The sequence below is a fragment of the Bdellovibrionota bacterium genome, assembly GCA_040386775.1.
GTDB lineage: Bacteria > Bdellovibrionota > Bdellovibrionia > Bdellovibrionales > JAEYZS01 > JAEYZS01.
In genome coordinates, this window is record JAZKEU010000017.1 from 89,463 (window position 1) to 111,496 (window position 22,034).

A 22,034-nucleotide genomic window follows, 5' to 3' on the forward strand; every position below is an offset into this window, starting at 1 on the left:
TTAATTTCTAGGTCTGCAAATATGTATCGTGTTTGTAGCGCAATGTAGATTGCCTCCGCCCAAATGAGCGTAATCAAAGGTGTCTATAAATTCTGATTTCAAACCTCTTTTTTCGTATTCGACTTGGAGGTATTTTCTAAAGATATCGTTTGCAGGTTCCGGTGAAATTATGGTTTCAGCAACGGCAACGGAATTGGTGGGACTGGGTAAGAATGATTTAGCCATGCCATGGGGTAGAATATATTTATTTTTTGATGTTTTGACGGGTTGGCCTCCGTAAAATATATTTGGAACATCTAAAGCATCTATTTTGCACGCAGGAAGTGCTTTTTGCAATTTGGCGAGAACATCCTTTTTTAGATTATCTATCTGTTCTTGAATAAGTTGGTTATAGATCTTCAGTTCTGAATCTTCAGTCAAAATTCTGTAAACATCTTTATTGCTCAGGTTTTCACAATTTTCTAGAGCCGGAGATTCTGCAAAAGCTTTATTTAATAGTATGTCTCTTAAGTTAAGTAGTTGCGAAACTCCTTGCGATGAAGGATTCTTTTTTTGGTCATATTGGAGTTGGATTTTTTTGCGACACAAAAGATTGAGGCCTTGATGGTGGGTTACTCTTCTGATGAAAGTGTCATTAAGAGATTCCGTATTTTTTTTCTTAAAATTTATAAATGATCCTTCAGGATTTACCTTTAAAAGTTCGAGGGCCTTATTGGGGCTTGCAAAAGTTATTGAAAAATCGCAAGGTGCGGGATTATTTTTGTTTCTTATCACCTTGATGACTTCGTCGGTATGCCCAACTTGCAACCAAGATGTAGGAACTTTTATTCTATTTTTTGGACTTTTATCACAAACTTCAGAAGCATAGTTTTCCCATTCTTGACCTTGAAAGTTATCACTCCCCAGAAGGCATATGCCAGTGGGAAGGGTGCCAATATTTCCCGCGGAATGACCAGAGCGAAGAGAGTCGGTAGCTGGAGAGGTGAGAGGTGGTCCTTCTAGAAATCCACATTTCTTGCTGGCTTCGGTGATTCCCCTAAAGCTGCCCTTATCAAATTTATTTTTTCGTACCGCAGAAGAGTAATTGGAAACTTCTCTCAAAGAAATTTGACCGCTTTGGGGGTTTACAAAGGCTTGCATATAGTCCTTTTGCCAAGTGTAACTTTTAACGGGCACTTGTTGTAGCAGCGCTTTGAATTTCTTTTTTTTGGCTTCGGAAATTTTTAAAGAATCAATGGAGTTGTTTATTCTTTCCATGGTTGCGTCAGATACGGGGAGCACAATCAAGGGAGGATTTTCTCCTGCGGCCAGCAAAGTTTTTTCAACAAGTTCACTTGCGAATTGGCTATCCCTTTCGTATGACCCACTATCAGATACGACCACCGCTGCCACGGGATATGTTTCGGGAACAAGTTGTCCTTTCTCAGGGCACAGGGGAAGATTGGATTTATTGCTAATCCATTCGGGGCAGGCTGCATAACTTTTAAGGGAGCTTATGAATATAAAATAAAATATGTATATGAGGCGCAGTCTCATCTTTTAATTATCCGAAAAATAGGAGCTAAATTCAATGGAGGTTATGTCCTCTAGACGATAGTCAGGACTTTAGATGATTACCAGCTTAATACTCAAAGAAGTCTATATTCAAACACCGAACTATCTCTGAATCCGAGTCCACCACCCATTTGTTGATCTTCTCAATAAAGGCAGGCAATTCTTGTCGTATCTTTTGGGCGGCTTCTTTCGATAAAGACATGGGAGCAGTATAAAAGAGGTTCTTGTCCTCAGCAAAGATCATCTTATTAAAACCCTGCATGCGCCAATTCTGGTGATGCTTAGTCACAAGAGGGGAATCGTTGCCTAGGTGAGTTCTCTTGGCTCCGACTAGGTATTTATTTTGTTTCAGCTCACACAATCCACTTTCCAGTAAAAAATCTAAAATCTTTTGAATTTGATTTCGAGGAATCTGAAGTCTTTGCGAAATGGAATCAATCGTAAGACTTGTATCCGTCGCAATTAAATTTCTAATCCCGCTATAAATCCATGAAGAATAAAACGTGGCTTTATCATGATCTGTAAGTTCTTTGTCTTTCTCTAATCGTTCCTTAAGAACCGATGCTTGGATTTTTAATCTTTCAATCTTCTTTTTTAATTTTTGTTTTAAGCGGTGAGTGCCGGCTCTTTCAAACTCAACAAGTAGAAAAAAATAATCCGTTTCTTTTTCGTTGAGCCCAAGGTAGTCACAAAGATCGGAAGCGAGCTCTAAGTTGAAATTCTTTTCGCCATTTAGCACTTGGCTGATCATGGTTGTGCTGATTCCCAAAGCCTCGGCAATACGACGGCTTTCGCCGTGACCTTTCTTCGGGAGAGCTTTTAACCAGGCCTTTAAATACGTTTTATAGCTAATAAACTCATAAATATTCATATTTGCATCCTACTAATAATACTTCGGTATTTTAATATATTTACTTAATAGTAAATTATTTTATTAGTTATTTACTAAACAAATCTATCGATAATTAATGCTCAAGGTCATAATGCATTCATCAATACGAACAATAACGAAACGTGAACAGAAAAAACCAATCAGAGGTATTATGAAAATTTTAATTCTTGCATTTATATTGATGTTATCTCTTCAAGCCGTTGCGGCCCCTAGAGCTTACTACAGTAGTGATAAGAACAATTTTTTGATCAATGGAAGAGAAGCTTCAGGTCAAATTTGGGGATTCGGTTATCGAGTTCCTGGGGAATTTTCAAATAATATTAATGCTCATGAAATTTATAAAGACTATGTGATCGCAAAAAATTGGTCCGGCGTACTTTTGTGGGTTGGTTTCCCTTCATACATGATAGGGGCCTTTGATAATAATGATCGACTTTATATTGGTGGAGCAGCGGCATTTATTGTTGGAGCATTTTTGTCTCGTAGCGCTAACTTAAAGCTGCAAAAAGCCATTAATATTTACAATGGCGTGCCGTCAGATTTAGCAATTAAGACTCGAGAGGAAAGATCTAATAATACTAATTATGCTCTCGGATGGAAATTTGAATTTTAGAATTTTTTAACAACAATTTAGCAACTATTAAAAAAATAACTGGCACTGTATGTGCTCTATAAAAAGGAACAAACTTATGAAACACTTATATTCATTCTTAATAGTACTTATCGTCGTATCTTTAATCGCTTGTGGCAAAAATAGTCCTAAGAGTGGACTTGCGTCACAGAATGCGAGTGGTTCAAACCCAAGTGGAACTATTGACGGCGGTGGTGGTAATAGCTTTAAAGATAAAATGTTTGAAAGTTATATCGTAAAACCCAAAGATCTTTCGGGATATGAAATTCTTGAGCCATTACTGAAATCTTTAAGAAAAATCTTGAATGAAGACAGTCTAGATTTTACTGAGACAGGCTTTCCATATTATCAATTAGTAAATTCTGTTTTAGAAAAATCTTGGTATCTGGTTCCTACAGATCTTCAAACAATAGCAAACGAAAAAATAGGTGTACCTTTATCTCAAGGAACGATCCAAGTGGCATTTCAAACCTTTGATGCTGTTTGGATTAACGAAAAGGCATTTGAAAAAATGGTCCCTGAAGAAAAAGCCAAACTTATTTTACATGAAATTGTTATGGGGCTAAAAATTTTGAAATTTGAATCTGATGCAAAATTCAATCAAATTTTTGGTGTGATTGGCTATAAAGCTGAGGATGAGGCAATAGTTCACCCAGAAAGATTGACTTTAAAGATTACTGCAGAAGATGTATCTCAAGTTAGAACCGTTACAAGAAAATTTTGGGAGCTTTTAAATTTTGTAGATCAAAAATCTAATTTTAAAAATGGTTTTAACAAAAAAGATTTTGCCGCGATTATGGAAGAATTTAATTTCGAAAGAATCTTATATCGATCTAAGACCAATGGAAACTCTTATGGACTTTATCAGCTAGGAGCTGGCCATATGGTCAAGAACATTGCATCAATTTTTGAAGGTATAAATAATAGACATCAATTCTTAGTTGAAGACTTTTCTAAAGCCAGCTGCGAATTATCTGTTAAAAAAATTACCGATTCTCAAGCGGAAGTTGAATTAAAAATTGAAGGTAAGAAGTACTCTAAATTTAAAGTGAATCTTCCTAAAAAAATCTATTATACTTTTGGACAAAGAATCATAAACGATTCGCAAAATCCTAAAATTGATCTTATCGGACCAGGAAGTTATCCAGATTCAAGAAAGATACTTACTCTTTATTTTGAATCAAATGAACTTGAAGGTCTTGAAGTCCAAGAGCTAGCAATTGAAAATTTTAAAAACTCAGATGGTCATCCTGTAGCTTCAGGCACAGCTTTTGGAGAGCAGATTCTATGCAACAAACTGGGAACCCAAAGCACCGACGATTAGTTTTAGAATTTTAAAAACCATTTTAGGCAAAAAAAAGCCAACCAGGAGAGGATCTTGGTCGGCTTTTCTAAATCGTGGAGCGATTTAAAGGCATTAAATCATCTTTAATGTTAACTTTCCCTTCTGTATAAATTGAAACTACAGCTCCGCCAGTTAAGATTACATCAATATTATCTTTTTTGAGCTGGGATGCCACATAGAAAGCGAAATCTTTTATAGACATTTTTTTGTTAATAGAATTCACAGCTCTTTACCTGTTCTTCTTGGGCGTCGACGTTGTCTGTAATACTTTTCTATTTCTTTAGAGCTAAGTAAGCCCAGAGCTTTTTCAAGTAGAGTTAATAATTCTTTTTTAAAAGAATACCTAGGATTAATTTGAAACATTTTGCTGTTACCGGCAAAGCGAGCAACTAGTATCCCTCCTTTTTCCAGTCTCAGTATTTGTTTTCTGACTTGAGACTTTGAAATACCAAATGTGTCAGCTATACCTGAAATATGACCTTCGCCATAATTAGCTATATATAAAAGAACTTTTTCGGCTGTTGAATTTCCCACTAAGCTTTCAATCATATAAACCTTCAGTATCTAAAGTAGAACGATCGTACTACTAAATAGTACATTATAAAATCGGTAGTTTAAATGAGTTTCTTAAGCAGTTAGAGAATCATGGAATAGTAAGATCGATTTTAGGCAAAAAAAAAGCCAACCAGGAGGGGATCTCGGTCGGCTTTTCTAAATCGTGGGGCGATTTAAAGAGGGGTAACTGATTTCTATATATAGCAACCTTCGTGCCATCTACAACAATTCTGCAACTATTTTTAAAATATCATGTAAAATCAAATATTTATCCTAACGATTTCCTAACTATTTAGAGATATGCTTTAATTAGCTTTTTGGTTCCAATTTGGGTATGAGTTTTTGGTTTTACATAACATTGTGAGCTACAGAAAAACAAAAACTTTAGTGATTCTAGTAAATTCGAGGCTTAACATATCCTAAGTGCCATCGTGAGACCTAAAACCAAACTAGACCCACCGTGAACCCGATGAATAACGGTAAAAGGTGCACCTAAAAGGATATCATCTATGAGAATTCTGCTTACTGTATTATTCCTATTCTCCTTCCCAGCTCTTGCTGCCGAAGGACTCTCAAGTTTAAAATTTGAGGTCGAAAAATACCAACTGCCAAATGGCTTAACGGTGCTTCTTCACGAAGATCACTCTGTTCCTCTTGTGAGTTATCATACTTGGTTCCGTGTGGGCTCTAAGGATGAAGAATTAGGATACACCGGAATTGCGCATCTCTTTGAGCACATGATGTTTAAAGGAACGCAAAAATATTCCAACAAAGATTACGAAAGAACACTGAGAGAAAATGGGGCATCCAATAACGCCTTCACATCTCGTGATTACACGGGTTACTACGTGAATGGACCAAGTTCAAAATTAGAAACCATTATGGATTTAGAGTCCGATAGAATTGAACATCTCAATCTAACTCAAGCCAATTTGGATTCGGAAAGAGAAGTTGTAAAAGAAGAGAGACGTTTCCGTGTAGAAAATCGAGTGATGGGTTTGCTTATGGAAAAAATCAACGATGTGGTTTACAAAGTTCATTCCTATAGATGGCCCGTGATTGGCTACATGAAGGATCTTGGAAATATCACAGTAGAAAAAGCTCAAAGCTTTTATAAAACTTTTTATTCTCCTAATAATGCAGTCTTGGTGATCGCTGGAGATTTCAATTCTGGAAAAGTTAAAAAATTAATCGAAAAGTATTACGGACATATGAAGTCTCAAGATATCAAGAGACCAAAGGTGAATCCAGAGCCTCCGCAAAAATCGATTAGAAATGAAGTGTTCTATAAAGACATTCAAAATGATTATTTAAGTATTTCATTCCCAGTGCCAAGTGCATTGTCGTTGGAACTGGCTCCGCTTGAATTGGCTTCGCATATTTTGGGTGAAGGGAACTCAAGCCGTCTCCACTCAAAACTTGTCTATAAGCAGGAGATTGCGACATCTGTGATGACATACATCATGAGCAATCAAGAATCCTCGGTGTTTCAAATTATCGTTGCCCTAAAGCCTCAGAAATCTAAAGCCCAAGCAGATAAAATTCTAGAGCAAGCTAAAAAAGAAATTTACTCTGAACTTTTCAACTTAAGAAATAAATCTGTTTCATTAGACGAAGTTTCTAAAGCGCAAAACCAAGCGGCGAAGTCTTTCATTGATGCTCTTAAAACTATCGATGGAAGAGCTTATTCTTTGGCCTCCAATGAAATCGTTGTGGGATCTTATGAGAAACTCTTTACTGATCTTGAAAATTACATGCGCGTCAAGCCTGCGGAAATCAAAGGTGTATCAGAAAAATATCTAAAAAACACTCAAGCTAACGTTGTTGTTGCAAGACCGGAGAGATTCAAATGATCACTAAAATGAGAAAAATATTAAATATTTTATTTGTATTAACATTGATTGTAGCAGCAGTGGGTTGTGCGACTTTGGGTTTAAAGTCTAATGGAAGTCTTAAGCCTTATAAAACTTCAAAGTTAGATAATGGTTTAAACATTCTCTATGTGAATGATGAAAAGCTACCATATATTTCGACATCGCTTGTGATCATGAGTGGTTTTGCAGCGGACCCAAAAGATCAAACGGGATTAACGGCAGCAGCACTTGAACTTTTGAATAAAGGAACGCTCACGAAATCCGCAGAACAAATCGCAGCAGAGATTGAACAGATGGGCGCAGAATACGATGCTAACATTACAGCAGACTACTCTATGATCTCTCTGGATGGATTGGCTTGGCAGGAAGATAAGATTCTATCTATTTTATCTGAGCTTATCCTAAAACCAAAATTTGATGATCAAGAGATTAATCGCTACAAATCAAGAACGCTTGCGGTAGTTCAACAACGCTTGGATCAAGTGTCTTATTTGGCCTCAGAAATTTTTGAGAGTTTCTATTACAAGAATCATCCCTATGGCCATAGAGATATCGGCACCATGGCCGATATCAAAAAATTAAATAAAACTTCAATTCAAAATCAATTTGGAATGATTGCTAGACCGAACAACACTTGGCTTGTGGTTGTTGGAAAATATTCTGGTGACATAGAAGATAGAATTGAAAAATATTTTGGTGGTTGGAAGAATCAAGCTGTTGCGCAAACACAGTATCCTGCCATTGAGGCTTTTCAAGGCAGAAAGATTCTCCTTGTAAATAAGCCTGATGCAGCTCAGGCAGAAATTCGTATTGGACACAAAGGAACTGACAGAAGAGATCCTGCGCACGTTGCAACGACAATTGCGAACTCCATATTGGGTCAAGGTTTCACCAGCCGTCTTGTGGATCGCATCCGTGATCAATTGGGCCTCACTTACAGCATCAGCAGCTCTACTGATTTTAGACTCCAAGGGAGTGTATTTGAAATCCGCACCTTCACTCAAAGCCCAAAAGTAGGACAAACTATTTCTGAGGTCTTGAAAGTGTATGATGATTTCCATAAAAATGGAATTACAGACACGGAGTTGAAAACTGCGCAAAAATACATGATCGGAGTATTCCCAAGTCTCGTGGAAACAGCCGAGAAGACCGCATATAATTTGATTATCTTAAGAATCTTTGGCGTAGCAGATGACTATCTTTTAGATTACCAAAAGAACATCGCAAAAGCGACATTGGCAGAAGTGAATAGCTCGATCCAAAAAAATTACGACCCTAGCAATTTAAAAGTAGTGATCGTAGCTCCTAAAGATAAAGTTCTCTCGCAATTGAAGAGCCTAGGAGAAGTAGAAGTCGTCGAAGCCTCAACATTCTTAAAATAAAAAAAGGGACGGAAAATTAAATTCCGTCCCTCGATTTTAAATGCCTTATTTGTCAGGATATCTGTCTAGTTGGAAGAGCAACTGTCTTCGTGGTACTGTATACAATCTCCATTGTCTCTACGGACTCTACAGTTTTCTACGCAAATAGGATTTATTCCGCAATAATCAGAATGATATTGTATGCAACTTCCATCATCTCTACGAACTCGGCACCAGGGCACGCATGTTGTAGGCGTATTCTCTTGGTCAGATGTACAGGAATGTCTTTCGCCATGGCTATAGTCGTAATAATCATGAGCTTGAATATTTAATGTAGAAAAAATGATCATAAAAAATAAAGTTATCTTCATTTTGTTTTCCTTTTTGTTATCGCAAATGTTAATTTCAAGATTTATCAGATCAAATCTTAGTCCCAAAATATTTCTGACTTCAATTTCTTAGTAGCCGGCAGGCAATACATAGTAGCCTCATATCCACCTTCAAAAAAGACATCATCATTAGATCTTTTGCTGTCGATACTCCAATGAAGCAGAAGGTTATCTTTTCCTGCTTTTCTGATTCGCAAACTAAACTTATCGGCTTTCTTAATATATGCTTCTGGCATCTTAGGGAAAGTATCAGATCCAAGAATCTCTCCATCTAGATCAGAAACTCTTTCAATCGGAACAACTGTAGGCCAGCCGTAACTTCTGTCAGCACCATCACCCAGGTCCTTAGACGGTTTCGTGTACAGGGTATATAAGTCGTTGAAGCTCTCAAACCGTACTATAAAATTTCTGATAAACATAATTTGATCTTCATTGACTGAGCAATACCAAAGCTTGCCAGCTTTAAGATCCTTAGTGTTATTGACGGCTATCGAGGTTTTAAAAATATAGGGGATAAGTTCACTTGGCGGAAGAGATTGCGTAGGCTCGGCCAAAGCGCTTAACGAAACTGTAAATAACCCTAAGAACATCGCTATAGAACGACATATTTTCAACATAAAATCTCCTTAACTGAAAAGCTTTGTTCAATGACAAAGATGGTTTGTAGAATGAGCATATTAACAAATTACGTTGAAAAAATAAAATTTTTGACAGAGATAGTGTGGCAAGATCTTTGCCACGAGAGGATTTTATATGTGGCGAAGTATGCCACAGGAGTATTATTTAAAGTTGATAGCGCGTTTTGTTTCTTGGCAAAGCTCACGAATATCTTTGTAACAAGTTTGAATGCAAGAATCCGCGTGTTTATTTATTTGCGAGATAACGCTATTTATTTCTGGATCTTCGAATTTTTGTTGAGCAACTAATTCATGAAACTGACTCATGCTTTGAGAGAGGAAATTTTGATTTTCCTGGCATATTGCATATTCAGCACTCTCGCTCCCTTGAGCTATACCTAGAATACGCTTTGCTAGGCCTCTAGAATAATAAAAATTTGTATCGTCATAAGTGGGAGACCACCACAGTAATTCGTGAATGGCGTATTTTATTTTTCCTTCTTGATCGAGCGATGTCCATCCTCTTGCTTTGTTAGGATCGCAGTAAAGTTCTAGTCTATTTTTCTTTGGATGACTGCAGGCAATTGGATTGTCAGTGTTTGGACACTTCTCGATTGGTTTTTCTTTTACGACGATCACAAAGTCCGGATTCCTTGACGGCTCTGCTACATTGAAAGCCTCTAGTAAGATTCTTAGATCTGTCGGTGTGGTGTTGTGCGAAGGTGCAGAAGATATCCAGGCCAAGGTATTCATAAAATCTTCTTTGCATGGATGGCCACCGCCGCCTCCCTCGTTAGCGCGATTTGCAAATGCAAATGATGTAGATAAACAAATAGCGATAAATATTATTTTTTTCATGCAGGTTCTCTTTTTTCTAAAGACGTTACTGGATAAAGTTGTACAGCCAGATGGAAAACAGCATCGCCGTCACCATCTTCCATAAAAGCCGCTAATTCACGGCGGAATTTCTTAATTACATCTTTTACTTCAATTAATTTCTTGGAGTTCCCAGCAATAGTCATAGAAGTAATATCTTTTAAATCTTGTGGGCAGCCATCAATTGCGTGTAAAGATTTTTCTACAATTTGTCTTTGGTATTCTTTATGAGCAGCGGAAGTGTCGCCTTCTTTATAATTTGAAAAACTCATTTGAGTTTTTACCAATTTGCTATCTTGTTCTGCTAAAAGCTCCAAGCGTTTTAAGCGATCTATAGCTATTGAAACTTCGGTCACGGAAATTCCTAACTGTTGTGCAATCCAAGACGGGTTGCTATCAAAGTTTTTTAATAATGTTAAATCCAAAATGGCGAAGTGATACCAATCAGATATTGCTGCAAATAAATCTTTGCTCAAGAGAGAGTATTTTTTCCCCATACTCTGTTGCAAATTTTCCGAATCAAAAACAAATGCCATTCCGATTTTACTCTCGATTTTTTCTAACATTGATTGTGATACTTTTCGCTTACCAGACAACATTTGTGAAACTGTAGATGGGTCAAGTGCCAAACTTTTTGCGAAAGCTCTTAAAGAATAGCGAGAGTTCACTCTGCAGCGACGTGTGAATTCTTCTTGTAACCAAATTTTAAAATAACTAAGTTCGATAGGGCTTAAGTTTTTCATAGTGCTGCGCAGTATGAATGATTCGGCCTTTTATTTAAAGAAAAAAAGCCACAATGTGTGGCATGAGACATGCCACACATTTAAAATGCTGATTTTATTTAAATATTTAAAAATTAGATTCAGGTATTTTTTCCATGAACAGGATCAATACAGTCAAGATCAACTCACTAAAGACTTACAAGGAGTTCTTACTGTTTTTTCTTACGTTGTTTGAGAAAAAAGTAGAGTCCTACGGCGATGAGGATGATTCCTAATCCGAAAATCTTTTCTTTCATTCCAGAGGCGCCTCCCTGTTCGTCGGGATATTCTAAGCCCTCATCCACCAGCATATCGCCTGGGAATGCGCCACCGATTGGCGCACCCAAAGATTCTGAGCCTGGTCTAATGGGAGCTAAGCCAGTGCCGATTTTATTGGGAGCATTCACTTTCAAACTTAAGATGGCTTTAAAGAAATCATTACTGAATTTGGTATAAACTTTTTTGTGTGCACTGAAGGTGACAAGGACTGCGATGCTTTGTTTTGTCGTTGCTAAGTATCTCGTGTAGTAAGTTGAGATTTCGCTACCGAGTTGTAGACCGTCAATCCAATCATGATCATTGATTTTGCGAGTCTTAACGCCTTTCAGTTGAGAGGGAATTGGTTTTCCTCCCGGGCCAGGGATGGATTTTAATTGTTTAAGGTAGGCGTCGTAGTGTTGAAGAGAGTCGGTGGGTCCAACCTCTTTTGCAGTTAAAATAATGATCGCAGTTTGTGCATCAGATTTTTGTTCTGATCTGCAAATCCATTCTGTTGCTTCAGATTGGCAATCCCATTTTGCGGGTAATTCGAAACTCACGTATGAGTTTGAAAAAAGTTTTGCGTGAGAATTTAAAGAAAAGAATACGATGAATAAAACGAAGATGTGTTTCATTGCTATATTCTGTCAAAAACAAATGAGTCTGTTAATAGTTATAGTGATTTGTGACGGGAAACATATGACCTAGGTCGTGAGAAGGGGGATCGAAATCGATCCCCGGAGTCATTTATTGAGCAACTGCGCTCAACATGATTGAAGGATTACTTGCGGCTCTTACCGCGGCAGCAGCATCAACAACTTTTCCAGAAGTCAGTTTGCTTCTTAGGGCAGCAGATGATCTTCCTGAGTTCATGATGATTGCTTTCACTTGTTCAGCTGTCAGATCTGGGTTTACAGACTTCACTAACGCTGCGATACCAGTAACTACAGGAGAAGCCATCGACGTTCCAGGGTAAGCAATGTAACTGCTAAGATCAGTCTGAGCGTATGTTGACCATAATGGACGCTCTCTTGTTCCACCTGGAGCAGCGATATCTACTGTTTTCAAACCGTAGTTTGAGTACTCAGTGAGAGAATCAGCTTCATCTGTTGCAGCTACTGCCAAAACATTTGATCCATCTTTGGAAGTTAAGAAAGATTCCACAGCATCCGTATTTGTAGTTTCATTTCCTGATGCCGCTACGATGAGGATTCCTTTTTGTTGTGCTTTTTTGATAGCGGCAAGAACCATTGGGCTCGCTTTTCCTTCGCCACCTAAAGACATGTTGATCACATCTACATCCTGTTTAACAGCGTAGTATATTGCTGATACGATGGATGCTAAAGACCCACTTCCACTTGGCAACATCGCTTTTACAGGAAGGATTTTTGCTTTCTTTGCAATTCCAGATACGGAAGAGGCTGCTAATCCCGCAACGTGAGTTCCGTGCGATTCATCATCATATGGATATTGATCACCGATTGCGAAATCCCAACCGTAGACGTCATCAATAAATCCGTTTTTGTCGTCGTCAACGCCGTTTCCTGCCACTTCTTTTTCATTGATTTTGATATTTTCACTTAAATCAGGGTGATTGTAGTTCACGCCTGAATCGATGATGGCGATGGTGACGCCTTCACCTTGAGTTGTTTGCCAAGCTTCTTCACCATTTACTAGCGGAACATGAAAGTATTTTTGGGCATTGTATTGTCCTTTATTTCCAATTCCTCCGACGAATTTTTTGTTGTGAGTAGCTCCAACCATCACTCCCGCAAGATCGCAAGCTTTTGTACTTGTGTCTTGTGCGATAAGTGCCACGAAGTAACCGCCTGGGCGATCTGGATTTACAGAAATCTTTGAGCCAGTTGCTTCTGCAAGAGTTGTAGATCCAGGAGGGGCTTCAACGACCCAACTCAATTTTATGCTGGAAGCTGCTGCTTCCGGTGCAGTAGCGAATGGATTTTTAAATAAACCTTTTAATGGGTTCCAAATGCTGGATCCTTCTTCTGAAGTTTGCTGAGCGGCTTGAGTGAGTGTACCTTCGCCTCGAAACTCTAGAGCTACGCTTCCAACTTCGACAGTGTTTTGTGCCACCAAGTTGACTTCATTCGTCAATTGTAGCTTTGCAGCTGGGCCACCCAATGGAAGAAGTTTGCAGTCTAATTTATACAAAGCTTCTTCGATAGATGCTCTCTTTGAAAAAGTCTCTCTGTTGTTCACATCGAAACCAGGATCTTTCATATTAATGTAGATATCTTCTTCTGCGTATGCAGCTGGCATTCTTTCTTGAACATCAACTAGCTTTGCATCTTGAATTTGATAGATGTTGTCTTCGCGACTCACAATAGTCACTTTGTTTGCTGGAAACAAAGCTTGAACCTCTTCTTGTGATTTAGATTCTGTTTGAACAACTACGCCATTTGATTTTTTGTTGAAAGGTCTTTGAGCCTTCCCGCAACCAACCTGCGCACTTACTCCCATTACACTTAGCACTAATAAAAGTGCACGTCCCCCAGTAGTAGCCATTTTTCCCCCCTGCTAACTCGACCCTTGCCTAGACACCCCCGTGTCTTCGTCCGGTTAACCTCCCTCAAGGTTCACTGGACTTATCGCTTTGTCGTTTGGCTCATGACTTCGTGAGCTGTTTCGACTCCGCTGTAGGCTGGACTTACGTCCGGTCTCGCTTCCTAATTCAAAGTTTTTAGTAGCTAAAAGTAGTTATTACAATGTAAATTTTTTTCGGTGAACTATAAGCAAATCTTATGTTAGAAAGGCTTACCTCAGAAAATTGGAAGGTTAGAATGAATTTTCAGCACTTAATCACGTTTTGTACTGTTCTAATGGAAAAAAGTATGACCGCTGCGGCGCAGAAACTATTTCTTACTCAGCCCGCTGTAAGCCAACAAATTCGACAACTCGAAGAATACTTGGGAGTTGAACTTTTAGTTCGTGGTGTAAGACAAATTCAATCCAGTCCACAAGGACATTTGCTCTTCGAATATGCACAAAAAATCATTCGTCTCTCGAAGGAAGCTGAAGTTGCAATTCAAACTATGGGCGGTGAAGTTACGGGGCCATTGAGAGTTGCAACATTGAACTCACTTGGTCTTCATTTATTGGGCCCAGTGTTCGCTCTATTTTTAAAAAATAATAAGAATGTAAAATTGCATCTCGAGTACGCTAAAGGCCAAGATCTCATCAACGGCGTGGTGAAGGGTGATTTTGATATTATCCTACTTCCAGACGCGGAAAAAGAGTATGGCGAAGATCCAAAAGATTGTAAGAAAATAAAAATTTCTTATGACGAGATGTGGTTAGTAGTTTCTTCAAGAGCAGAAGTTCCGGCACAAATTAAGCTCAAAGATATCATGGCTCATCCGTTTGTAAGCATCATTGGAGAGTACCCAGGATTTGAATCATTACTCAGTAAATCTTTAAGAAAAGAAGATCAAAAGATCACTTCAGTGTTTGAGTCTTCAAACGTTGGAACACTTAAGAGAATCATCGAAGCAGGTCTTGGTTGGGGATTTTTGCCTTCTCACAGTATCAAAAAGCAAATTGAGGCGGGAAGACTCAAAAGAATCCAAATTCAAGATTTTGAATACACAATGGATTTGTGCTGTTACGTGAACAAAACTAGAAGTCAGCTCAAGTCTACAGAAGTATTCTTAAAAGCTTTGGAACAGCAACGTTAGACTAATTCTTCTGCTTAACTTTTCTAAAATATTTCTTCTTTGACCCCGAAGCGTTTAGAAATAATTTTGATTATCTCTGAAGCGGTTTCTTCTAAAGCTCTCGATGTAACATCGAAGACGGGCCATTTTTTATTTTTCTTATAGAGTTCATCTGCAAATTGGATTTCGTCTAAAACGTGTTGCAGGCTTGCGTAATCAGAATTTCCGTCTCCAAGTTTTGAAAGGCGATTTGCTCTAATCAAGGAAAGTTTATCAGGATCAATCGTAAGGGCGATAACTTTTCGTTGGTCGGCCTCAAAAATTTCTTTGGGTGGAGGCACATTCACTACAAGAGGAACATTTGCTACCTTCCAACCTTTGTGGCTTAAGAAAATCGAAAGTGGGGTTTTACTAGTTCTGCTGATTCCCACCAGAATGATTTCGGCGTTTTCTAAATCTCTTAACTCTTTTCCATCATCGTGCTTTACTGTGAATTCGATTGCATCGATTCTTTTAAAATATTTTTCATCGACAGCTCTCAAGATACCAGCCTGCATGGGTTTATGAATATCAAAGTAATTGTCCAAGCCGCCAAGAAGGGGGCCGAGTAAATCCACATGAGGAATATTTTGAGCTATAGCTTGCTTTTGAATTTCGGTTCTTAGATCTTGTGAAACCACAGTATAAACAATAAAGCCTTGATTTGCTATAGCTTCATCGATGATTGATTTGACTTGGTCTGGAGCCCTTACATTTTTGAAGCGCACTAAGCTTGCATCAACGCCCTTGTACTGAACGAGAGCGGCCTTGGTCATCAGCGATGCGGTCTCACCTGTACCATCTGAAATGATATATATGATGCTTTTAGAAGTTCTCATGTGTGAGTGGGACTCACGTCTTCAACGACCGTCACTTGTAGTTCTTCAAAATCATCCTTCATTATTTTCATAAACTGATTCACATCAACACCTTTTGGTAAAAAAATCCGCGCTGTGCGAGGTTTCAGTTGTTTTAAGCCCAACATAATCTGATCTGTCCATGATTTGATATCTTGAAAATTTCTGATCATTACTGTCGAAGTGTTTGGAAGATAGTTTTGTGTAGAAAGAAGAGTCTGTTCATATTGAGTTTTAAGATTGATATCGAAATGAATGTCTTCCTCAGTTAAAATTCCTTTGAGAGTTCCAGAAAGATCTCTTCTTGTTTTCTGATTGCACCGGTCGTTGCTAAGTGCGATCAGAAAATTGATATGCCAATCTAGAAATCTAGTCCAACCGCTGATATTTTTTTCTGGAATAAACCAAACCTGTGAGCCTGACTTAAGAGCATGAAATGGATGAAGTTTTTCGATCGCCATAACTAAAAGGTACCCTGCACCTTTTTGTGTCGCAAGTGCATAAATTAAAATTTAACGCATGAGCGATACGGAAAGGTGCACATGGAAAGACTACCAGGGCCTTTTTTAGAGAGATTTTGAGATTTGATCTAATATGCCGTTGATGAAGTGGCTTGAGTCCTCTGATCCAAACTTTTTGGCGATCTCGATGGCTTCGTTAATGGATGCGTTTTTAGGCACCTCGTCTTGAAGGTGAGTCATTTCAAAGATACTAAGTCTAATGATGTTTCTGTCCACATGAGACATTCTTGAAATTTTCCAGTTGATGGAAAATTTTTGAATTGTTTCATCGATTTGATTTTGATGTTCTTTGATTCCATTAATTAGCTTTTCAGAATAGTCCATTGAAAGTTGATCATTTTTAAAATGATCTTCGTACTGTCTCAATCCTTGAACTGGGGTCAGAGCTGTATCGAATTCCATTTGATATAGAACTTGAAGTGCAATTTCTCTCGAGACTCTTCTGTTTTTCATGACTCTTCTTTAGTTAGAAAGTTAGAATTGGAAATATCGTCATCTTGCTTTGGGGCAAGAGTGTTGACGAACTCATTTACATCTGTGAACGTTCTGTAAACGCTGGCAAAGCGAATATAAGCTACGTCGTCGATATTTTTAAGCTCATCCATGATATGTTGTCCAATCATTTGTGAAGAGACTTCTTTTTCTGGAAGTTCTAGAGCCCATTGACTAATTTTTTCAACAATTTGATCGATATGCGCGAGGGGCACAGGTCGTTTTTGGCAAGCCATCTGCACCCCGTTTGAAATTTTCGTTTTAATGAAAGACTCTTTTCTGCCATCTTTTTTTACTACGTTTGGATAATTGAGGATGAGAGACTCTTGTGTGGTAAAACGATGTTTGCATTCCAAGCACTCACGACGTCTTTTGATGAGTTCGCCTTCTTTTTGGATTCTAGTGTCAAGGACACGATCTTCTTGGTGATGACAAACTGGACAACGCATATCAAAATCCTTTAGGCTAAACCCTCTTAATTGGATGCCAAATCTCTACGTTACTTGAATCTATGTCAAGATTGATTTTAGGTTTGCAAAAATCCTCTAAAACGTTAATGATAGGTATGTCATCAACAGGCCAAATTAGGATAACCAAATGAAATTTTTAGTTTATATTCTGACTTTAAGCTTATCTATTCCATTGCTTGCTCAAAAAGTAGAGCTCAGTGATGATCCGCAAACCGTTGAAGTGACTGAGGAACCAACCTACAGAAACAATCCAGACAAAGAGCAGCCGACAGGTAAAGGTGCTGCTCAGAAATTTTTCAACAAAAATAAATCAGAATCTTCTTCGTCAACATCTTCAGGTGCGGAAGATCATTACTTAATGTTCGGTTTGGGTTCTTTTGTAAACAGCAAATCCTATAAGTGGGGTCCGAAAAGTCGCGATGACGATCCAGGAGAATTCAATGCAGGAGTGACTTACCGTTTTGGTGAGTGGGTTAACTCTATGGATTTTATGCTTCGTGTGGAATATCAAACCTATGATGTTGAGGCGAGCACAGACCCTAAAAAATTCAGTATTGTTCCTATGCTTATTTTCCCCGATGCAAGAAGTGGTTTTCCAGTTTACTTCGGTGCCGGTGTAGGGATTGGTGTTTTTGTTGATCAACCAGATGATGAATCAAGTTTGTCTTTAGACTATCAAATTGTTCTAGGCGGTAGAATTCTTGATGTGTTCAACTCAGTAGGATTTTTTGCGGAAACTGGAATTAAAAATCATGTTCACCTCCTTAGCAGCGGTCAGTTTGACGGTGTATTCTTCACTGTCGGATCTGTATTTACATTCTAATGAAAATTCATAAACATATTCTTCTTGATGTTTTAGATTCTCTGGAAATTATTTTTGGAGAGCAGAAGCATGCGGATAAAGTCATTGAAAAAGCTCTGAAGTCTCACAACAAATGGGGTGGGCGAGATCGAAAATTTTTTGCTGAGAGTGTTTATGAGATCGTAAGAAACTGGCGTTATCTTTGGTTCTTACTAAATAAAGATGTAAGCCTTCACCGAGAAGATCTTTTTGAGATCTTTGGTGTATGGTGGTTTGTTCAACATCGAGATATCCTAACTTATCCGGAACTTGCAGAGCTGAAGGCTTCTAAACTTTTAGAGCGCATAGAAAAAGCTAAAAAGCTTCCAGCCATCGAACAGTCATTTCAAGATTGGACGTATGAGAGACTGCAAAAAGAATTGGGTGACGAAACTCCTGACCTTATGAAAGCACTCAATCAAAAAGCTGAAGTGGTTCTGCGAGTGAATTTACTAAAAACTAATCTCTTAGCGCTTCAAGAAAGACTCTTGGCTGACGGAATAGAAACCGAAGTCTTAGGTGCTGATTATCCGGATGGAATTGCATTAAAAATTAGAAAAAATGTTTTCATCACTGGCGCTTTCAAAGAAGGTCACTTTGAAATGCAAGATGGATCTTCGCAAAAAGTAGCGCACTTTATGAAAATTGAACCCGGCATGAGGATCATCGACGCCTGCGCGGGAGCGGGTGGTAAAACGCTTCATATTGCCTCGCTAATGAAAAATAAAGGCAAGATCATCGCTATGGACATAGAGGATTTTAAGCTCACAGAAATGAAAAGACGCTTAAGACGTGCGGGTGTAGATATTGCCGAAACAAAACTCATTGATTCCACAAAAGTGATTAAAAGACTGGAGGGTACGGCAGACCGTGTGCTTCTGGATGTTCCATGTTCTGGTCTTGGAGTTCTTAGAAGAAACCCTGATACAAAATGGAAAATCACCGTAGATAGATTGGAAGAGTTGAGAGAAATTCAAAAAGAAATTTTAAAGGATTATTCAAAGATGGTAAAAAAAGGTGGCTATTTGATTTATGCCACGTGCAGTCTTCTTCCTTCTGAAAATCGCGAACAAGTGGATTGGTTCTTAGAGCAAAATCCTGGGCACTGGGAATTAGAAGAAGATCTTAAATTATTCCCCAACAAAGATCGCTTCGATGGATTCTATGTTTCTAGAATGAAGCGTTTAAGCTAAAATGAAAAACGATCGTATTGAAAAATTCTTGCAGGTTGATGGAATGATTAGGGCATCAGCTATTATCGCAACAGATGTTGTAGAGGAAATGCGTACCACTCTCAATTCCTACGAGCTTGCGACTATTACCTTGGGAAGATCTATGATCGGAGCGCTTCTTATGGCTTCGCATCTTAAAAAAGGTGAAAACGTAGGTGTTTACTTTCGTGGAAATGGTCCTTTAGGAGCTATTTTTGCAGAAGGTGATCACACCGGCGCAACAAGAGCCTATACTCCATTTCCTCACGCTGAACTTCCATTAAAAGATAACAGGCCAGATATTGGTAGCGGAATTGGTATTGGAATTATGGAAGTGGTGAGAAGTTCTGCTTACAACAATGCTTTAAGTCGAGGTGCCGTGGAAATCAGAACCGGCCAAGTCGGAGACGATATAGCTTACTATCTTTTTCAGAGTCATCAGATTCCATCTGTCGTTGCGCTTTCAGTAGAGCTTCATCCTGATGGCCGAGTGAGGTCAGCAGGTGGAGTTTTGATTGAGCTTATGCCGGGTGCCGATGAAGATATCATTGGAAAAATTGAAAAGAAAGTGATTGAGAACAACAAGCAAGGTGTAAACCTTGGAGATATGATTGCTTCTGGTGCAACTCCTGCGCAATTGGTCAATCAATTCTTAAGTGACTTTAAAATCGTGCAAATTGCTCATAAAGCAGAGGTAAAATATCAATGCCGTTGCTCGCTCGATAGAGTGAAGCGTGCGTTGATGCTTCTTGGACATCAAGAGCTGGATGAGCTTATAAATGACTCTAAAGGAGACTCTCAAGGAAAAGATGCAAAAGGTTCTCATGATATCAATTGTGACTTTTGTGGACGCAAGTACACCTTGACCATAGGCGAGATTCAGGAAATCCGAGACAAGGCTTTCAAAAATTCATTAAACTAATCACCTCATTCACTGTTAAAATTTATCTTACATCGTAAGAGAGATAACATTGGAAAAATACATCGCATTGAACGCCCTTAATACCTTCAAAGAAAAAGCTTTAGAAAACTGGAAGCTTGTGATTCTTGTTTTGGTAGGCGCTATTTTTGCTAATCTTTATTACGTAAAAGAAAATATCATCAGCAATCAAATTTTTAGTGGGATCTATCCCAGTCAAGCCCCAGTCTTTAGAACCTACAAGACTACGGGAAATACTTTTTATCAGAAAAAGGATTCAAGAAAATGGTTGTTCTTAAGTGGAGAAGAAATACTTTCGAATGGAAGTGAAATTCAAACAGACGCTGATTCCCATGCGATTCTTTCTTTTGTGGGGCAAAGCGGAAGAGTAGAGCTTTCTGAAAAAACTCATGTTGGAGTAATTAAAAACGGAAACGACACCACTATTGATTTTAAAAAAGGCGAGATTTACATCAATTATCAAGCAGGAAGTGCTCAGAAACCTCTTTTTGTTAAAATTGATCAAAAAGTTTTTAAAATGACGAATTCCGATCTCTATATTTCTGGCGATCTTGAAGATCAGGTACAAGTTTCGGTAGAATATGGGAAGACTACGATGGCTCTTGGTCAGCAAGTGAGCACTCTTGAGAAAGGGCAGTCGGTTTTCTTTAGGAGTGACAGAGACTACACAGTTGAAGATTCAAAATTTAAAATTAAAAACCCTTTCAATTATGATCGATACAACCTTGAAAAAAATGAATACAGAGTTCGTTTTGCTTTTGAGCCTTTTTCAGAAAACTACCAAGTTCAACTCATGGTGGGGTCTTCTCTTGAAACTATGACTCCGCACTTTGCTCAACCGCAGACTTTTCCGCCGAATCTTCCTGAAGTAGAATTTGGAATTCCTTTTAAAAAAGGATCTTACTATTGGCAACTGGTGGCATTCGAAGGAGCTAAGCCTATTTTTTTGTCTCATGTAAAAAGATTTTTTGTAGAACCTCAGTCTGCGATTCAATTGGTAAAACCTCTGGTCAATTCAAAGTTCCAATTGATAGATGGTAAAGCAGATGTACAGTTTCAGTGGGATAATCCTTCTCAATTGGAAAAAGCCTTCATAGAAATTTCAGATCGCAGAGATTTTTCGAAAACTCTCGTTCATGAATCCATTCCAGAGAATAACTATTTCAATCAAGAATTTAGAGAAGTTGGAGATTATTATTGGAGGGTGAGTGGTTTTCCATTTGGCACTTCAGATCTTGTCGCGAGTGCAGTAGGCAAGTTGAGTATAGTCAATGATGTTGTTCCTCAGCAGGTGAGAGTGATTTTTCCAAAGGGTAAGACAGTTCTTACAACATTATCACTAAAAAATTCGGACATTACTTTTCAGTGGACTAAAAATTCGGCGACCTCAGTTTATCAGGTGGAAATTAAATCTCTGAAAGACAATAAAATATTCGAATTTACAACCGAAGATACACAAATCAAGGTCAAGGATCTTAACCCAGGAAAATACAGTTGGAAGGTCTCTGATAAAAAATCGAATTTGGTTTCCACAACGGAAGAATTCAGTGTGGTCCATACGAAAAGGCTGAACTTTTTGTCGAATCTCTCTAAAGGTTCTGAGGAGTTTGGATTTTTAAGCTGGCAGCAAGGACCCAAGGGGACTGTTCAGTACCGGGTGGAAGTGCTAAGGATTGGCTCGAGGTCAGATTTCAATGCTTTCTTTGATGAAAAGAGCAGCACCAAGAGAAGTCTCGAAATCAAAGGAGATAGAATCAGTTACAAGAATTTTTCAGATGGAATTTATGCATTTAAAGTTTATGCGTTAGATTCAGAGAAAAATATTTTAGCAGATTCTAATTTAAAATTTTTAAAAGTTGGAAATCCTAAAAAGTAA

General features: G+C 38.3%; 23 protein-coding genes. 9 read left to right on the forward strand and 14 right to left on the reverse strand.

What is annotated here, in order from left to right:
* Together V4596_10575 and V4596_10580 are read right to left on the reverse strand one after the other, a co-directional pair.
* Window positions 1-1,536: a protein-arginine deiminase family protein gene (locus V4596_10575; GenBank protein MES2769576.1), complete on the reverse strand. Its 1,536-nt coding sequence runs from the start codon at window positions 1,534-1,536 to the stop codon at window positions 1-3.
* Between the two features lie 85 nt (window positions 1,537-1,621).
* Complete coding sequence (locus V4596_10580; protein MES2769577.1) at window positions 1,622-2,425, reverse strand: TIGR02147 family protein; 804 nt, start codon at window positions 2,423-2,425, stop codon at window positions 1,622-1,624.
* A gap of 172 nt (window positions 2,426-2,597) precedes the next feature.
* On the opposite strand from V4596_10580, the gene V4596_10585 reads away from it, so the two are divergent.
* Entirely contained in the window at window positions 2,598-3,059 is a 462-nt protein-coding gene (locus V4596_10585; protein ID MES2769578.1) for a hypothetical protein, read from the forward strand.
* A gap of 76 nt (window positions 3,060-3,135) precedes the next feature.
* Complete coding sequence (locus tag V4596_10590) at window positions 3,136-4,401, forward strand: hypothetical protein (GenBank protein ID MES2769579.1); 1,266 nt, start codon at window positions 3,136-3,138, stop codon at window positions 4,399-4,401.
* Window positions 4,402-4,468: 67 nt separating this feature from the next.
* Here V4596_10590 and V4596_10595 read toward each other — a convergent pair whose 3' ends face one another.
* Both V4596_10595 and V4596_10600 read right to left on the reverse strand, forming a co-directional pair.
* Window positions 4,469-4,645 (reverse strand): hypothetical protein, encoded by a 177-nt coding sequence (locus V4596_10595; protein MES2769580.1) that lies wholly within the window; start codon window positions 4,643-4,645, stop codon window positions 4,469-4,471.
* Window positions 4,642-4,971, reverse strand: a complete 330-nt coding sequence (locus tag V4596_10600) for a winged helix-turn-helix domain-containing protein (protein ID MES2769581.1) — start codon at window positions 4,969-4,971, stop codon at window positions 4,642-4,644. Before V4596_10600 ends, V4596_10595 begins: the two co-directional genes overlap by 4 nt.
* A 515-nt stretch (window positions 4,972-5,486) precedes the next feature.
* Here V4596_10600 and V4596_10605 point away from each other — a divergent pair.
* Both V4596_10605 and V4596_10610 read left to right on the forward strand, forming a co-directional pair.
* Complete coding sequence (locus tag V4596_10605) at window positions 5,487-6,830, forward strand: pitrilysin family protein (protein ID MES2769582.1); 1,344 nt, start codon at window positions 5,487-5,489, stop codon at window positions 6,828-6,830.
* A complete protein-coding gene (locus V4596_10610) occupies window positions 6,827-8,233 on the forward strand; it encodes a pitrilysin family protein (protein ID MES2769583.1) in 1,407 nt (468 codons plus the stop codon). Before V4596_10605 ends, V4596_10610 begins: the two co-directional genes overlap by 4 nt.
* A 151-nt stretch (window positions 8,234-8,384) precedes the next feature.
* Here the strand turns inward: V4596_10610 and V4596_10615 are convergent, their stop codons facing one another.
* From V4596_10615 to V4596_10640, 6 genes are all read right to left on the reverse strand, one after another.
* Window positions 8,385-8,528, reverse strand: a complete 144-nt coding sequence (locus V4596_10615; protein MES2769584.1) for a hypothetical protein — start codon at window positions 8,526-8,528, stop codon at window positions 8,385-8,387.
* 111 nt (window positions 8,529-8,639) lie between these two features.
* Window positions 8,640-9,218 (reverse strand): hypothetical protein, encoded by a 579-nt coding sequence (locus V4596_10620; protein MES2769585.1) that lies wholly within the window; start codon window positions 9,216-9,218, stop codon window positions 8,640-8,642.
* 162 nt (window positions 9,219-9,380) lie between these two features.
* A complete protein-coding gene (locus tag V4596_10625) occupies window positions 9,381-10,076 on the reverse strand; it encodes a hypothetical protein (protein ID MES2769586.1) in 696 nt (231 codons plus the stop codon).
* Window positions 10,073-10,837, reverse strand: a complete 765-nt coding sequence (locus tag V4596_10630) for a TIGR02147 family protein (protein MES2769587.1) — start codon at window positions 10,835-10,837, stop codon at window positions 10,073-10,075. Before V4596_10630 ends, V4596_10625 begins: the two co-directional genes overlap by 4 nt.
* Window positions 10,838-11,025: 188 nt before the next feature.
* Complete coding sequence (locus V4596_10635) at window positions 11,026-11,748, reverse strand: hypothetical protein (GenBank protein MES2769588.1); 723 nt, start codon at window positions 11,746-11,748, stop codon at window positions 11,026-11,028.
* Window positions 11,749-11,860: 112 nt separating this feature from the next.
* Window positions 11,861-13,639, reverse strand: coding sequence for a S8 family peptidase (locus V4596_10640; GenBank protein ID MES2769589.1), 1,779 nt, complete (start codon window positions 13,637-13,639; stop codon window positions 11,861-11,863).
* Between the two features lie 275 nt (window positions 13,640-13,914).
* Between V4596_10640 and V4596_10645 the strand changes: the two genes are divergently transcribed.
* Window positions 13,915-14,808, forward strand: a complete 894-nt coding sequence (locus tag V4596_10645) for a LysR family transcriptional regulator (protein MES2769590.1) — start codon at window positions 13,915-13,917, stop codon at window positions 14,806-14,808.
* A gap of 23 nt (window positions 14,809-14,831) precedes the next feature.
* On the opposite strand, the gene V4596_10650 is transcribed toward V4596_10645, so the two are convergent.
* The 4 genes from V4596_10650 to nrdR all read right to left on the reverse strand — a co-directional run bounded on the left by V4596_10650 (window position 14,832) and on the right by nrdR (window position 17,145).
* Complete coding sequence (locus V4596_10650) at window positions 14,832-15,665, reverse strand: pyruvate, water dikinase regulatory protein (GenBank protein MES2769591.1); 834 nt, start codon at window positions 15,663-15,665, stop codon at window positions 14,832-14,834.
* Complete coding sequence (locus V4596_10655; protein MES2769592.1) at window positions 15,662-16,144, reverse strand: hypothetical protein; 483 nt, start codon at window positions 16,142-16,144, stop codon at window positions 15,662-15,664. The genes V4596_10650 and V4596_10655 overlap by 4 nt, the downstream gene beginning before the upstream one ends.
* 105 nt (window positions 16,145-16,249) lie before the next feature.
* Window positions 16,250-16,657 carry a transcription antitermination factor NusB gene (nusB, locus tag V4596_10660; protein MES2769593.1) on the reverse strand — a complete coding sequence of 136 codons (408 nt, stop codon included), beginning with the start codon at window positions 16,655-16,657 and terminating at the stop codon, window positions 16,250-16,252.
* The gene (nrdR, locus tag V4596_10665) at window positions 16,654-17,145 is read right to left on the reverse strand and encodes a transcriptional regulator NrdR (protein MES2769594.1); all 492 of its coding nucleotides are present in this window, start codon (window positions 17,143-17,145) and stop codon (window positions 16,654-16,656) included. The genes nusB and nrdR overlap by 4 nt, the downstream gene beginning before the upstream one ends.
* Window positions 17,146-17,293: 148 nt before the next feature.
* Here nrdR and V4596_10670 point away from each other — a divergent pair, with 148 nt between their 5' ends.
* The 4 genes from V4596_10670 to V4596_10685 are packed head-to-tail and all read left to right on the forward strand — an operon-like array spanning window position 17,294 to window position 22,034.
* The gene (locus V4596_10670) at window positions 17,294-17,989 is read left to right on the forward strand and encodes a hypothetical protein (GenBank protein MES2769595.1); all 696 of its coding nucleotides are present in this window, start codon (window positions 17,294-17,296) and stop codon (window positions 17,987-17,989) included.
* Window positions 17,989-19,200, forward strand: coding sequence for a methyltransferase domain-containing protein (locus V4596_10675; protein MES2769596.1), 1,212 nt, complete (start codon window positions 17,989-17,991; stop codon window positions 19,198-19,200). The genes V4596_10670 and V4596_10675 overlap by 1 nt, the downstream gene beginning before the upstream one ends.
* Window position 19,201: 1 nt before the next feature.
* Window positions 19,202-20,140 carry an Hsp33 family molecular chaperone HslO gene (locus V4596_10680; protein MES2769597.1) on the forward strand — a complete coding sequence of 313 codons (939 nt, stop codon included), beginning with the start codon at window positions 19,202-19,204 and terminating at the stop codon, window positions 20,138-20,140.
* Window positions 20,141-20,189: 49 nt separating this feature from the next.
* The gene (locus tag V4596_10685) at window positions 20,190-22,034 is read left to right on the forward strand and encodes a hypothetical protein (GenBank protein ID MES2769598.1); all 1,845 of its coding nucleotides are present in this window, start codon (window positions 20,190-20,192) and stop codon (window positions 22,032-22,034) included.

What these genes read in the sequence shown, in the direction of transcription:
- V4596_10575 (MES2769576.1), bottom strand. Translation starts at nt 1,536, where the DNA reads ATGAGACTGCGCCTCATATACATATTTTATTTTATATTCATAAGCTCC.
- V4596_10580 (MES2769577.1), bottom strand. Translation starts at nt 2,425, where the DNA reads ATGAATATTTATGAGTTTATTAGCTATAAAACGTATTTAAAGGCCTGG.
- V4596_10585 (MES2769578.1), top strand. Translation starts at nt 2,598, where the DNA reads ATGAAAATTTTAATTCTTGCATTTATATTGATGTTATCTCTTCAAGCC.
- V4596_10590 (MES2769579.1), top strand. Translation starts at nt 3,136, where the DNA reads ATGAAACACTTATATTCATTCTTAATAGTACTTATCGTCGTATCTTTA.
- V4596_10600 (MES2769581.1), bottom strand. Translation starts at nt 4,971, where the DNA reads ATGATTGAAAGCTTAGTGGGAAATTCAACAGCCGAAAAAGTTCTTTTA.
- V4596_10605 (MES2769582.1), top strand. Translation starts at nt 5,487, where the DNA reads ATGAGAATTCTGCTTACTGTATTATTCCTATTCTCCTTCCCAGCTCTT.
- V4596_10610 (MES2769583.1), top strand. Translation starts at nt 6,827, where the DNA reads ATGATCACTAAAATGAGAAAAATATTAAATATTTTATTTGTATTAACA.
- V4596_10615 (MES2769584.1), bottom strand. Translation starts at nt 8,528, where the DNA reads ATGATTATTACGACTATAGCCATGGCGAAAGACATTCCTGTACATCTG.
- V4596_10620 (MES2769585.1), bottom strand. Translation starts at nt 9,218, where the DNA reads ATGTTGAAAATATGTCGTTCTATAGCGATGTTCTTAGGGTTATTTACA.
- V4596_10625 (MES2769586.1), bottom strand. Translation starts at nt 10,076, where the DNA reads ATGAAAAAAATAATATTTATCGCTATTTGTTTATCTACATCATTTGCA.
- V4596_10630 (MES2769587.1), bottom strand. Translation starts at nt 10,837, where the DNA reads ATGAAAAACTTAAGCCCTATCGAACTTAGTTATTTTAAAATTTGGTTA.
- V4596_10635 (MES2769588.1), bottom strand. Translation starts at nt 11,748, where the DNA reads ATGAAACACATCTTCGTTTTATTCATCGTATTCTTTTCTTTAAATTCT.
- V4596_10640 (MES2769589.1), bottom strand. Translation starts at nt 13,639, where the DNA reads ATGGCTACTACTGGGGGACGTGCACTTTTATTAGTGCTAAGTGTAATG.
- V4596_10645 (MES2769590.1), top strand. Translation starts at nt 13,915, where the DNA reads ATGAATTTTCAGCACTTAATCACGTTTTGTACTGTTCTAATGGAAAAA.
- V4596_10650 (MES2769591.1), bottom strand. Translation starts at nt 15,665, where the DNA reads ATGAGAACTTCTAAAAGCATCATATATATCATTTCAGATGGTACAGGT.
- V4596_10655 (MES2769592.1), bottom strand. Translation starts at nt 16,144, where the DNA reads ATGGCGATCGAAAAACTTCATCCATTTCATGCTCTTAAGTCAGGCTCA.
- nusB (MES2769593.1), bottom strand. Translation starts at nt 16,657, where the DNA reads ATGAAAAACAGAAGAGTCTCGAGAGAAATTGCACTTCAAGTTCTATAT.
- nrdR (MES2769594.1), bottom strand. Translation starts at nt 17,145, where the DNA reads ATGCGTTGTCCAGTTTGTCATCACCAAGAAGATCGTGTCCTTGACACT.
- V4596_10670 (MES2769595.1), top strand. Translation starts at nt 17,294, where the DNA reads ATGAAATTTTTAGTTTATATTCTGACTTTAAGCTTATCTATTCCATTG.
- V4596_10675 (MES2769596.1), top strand. Translation starts at nt 17,989, where the DNA reads ATGAAAATTCATAAACATATTCTTCTTGATGTTTTAGATTCTCTGGAA.
- V4596_10680 (MES2769597.1), top strand. Translation starts at nt 19,202, where the DNA reads ATGAAAAACGATCGTATTGAAAAATTCTTGCAGGTTGATGGAATGATT.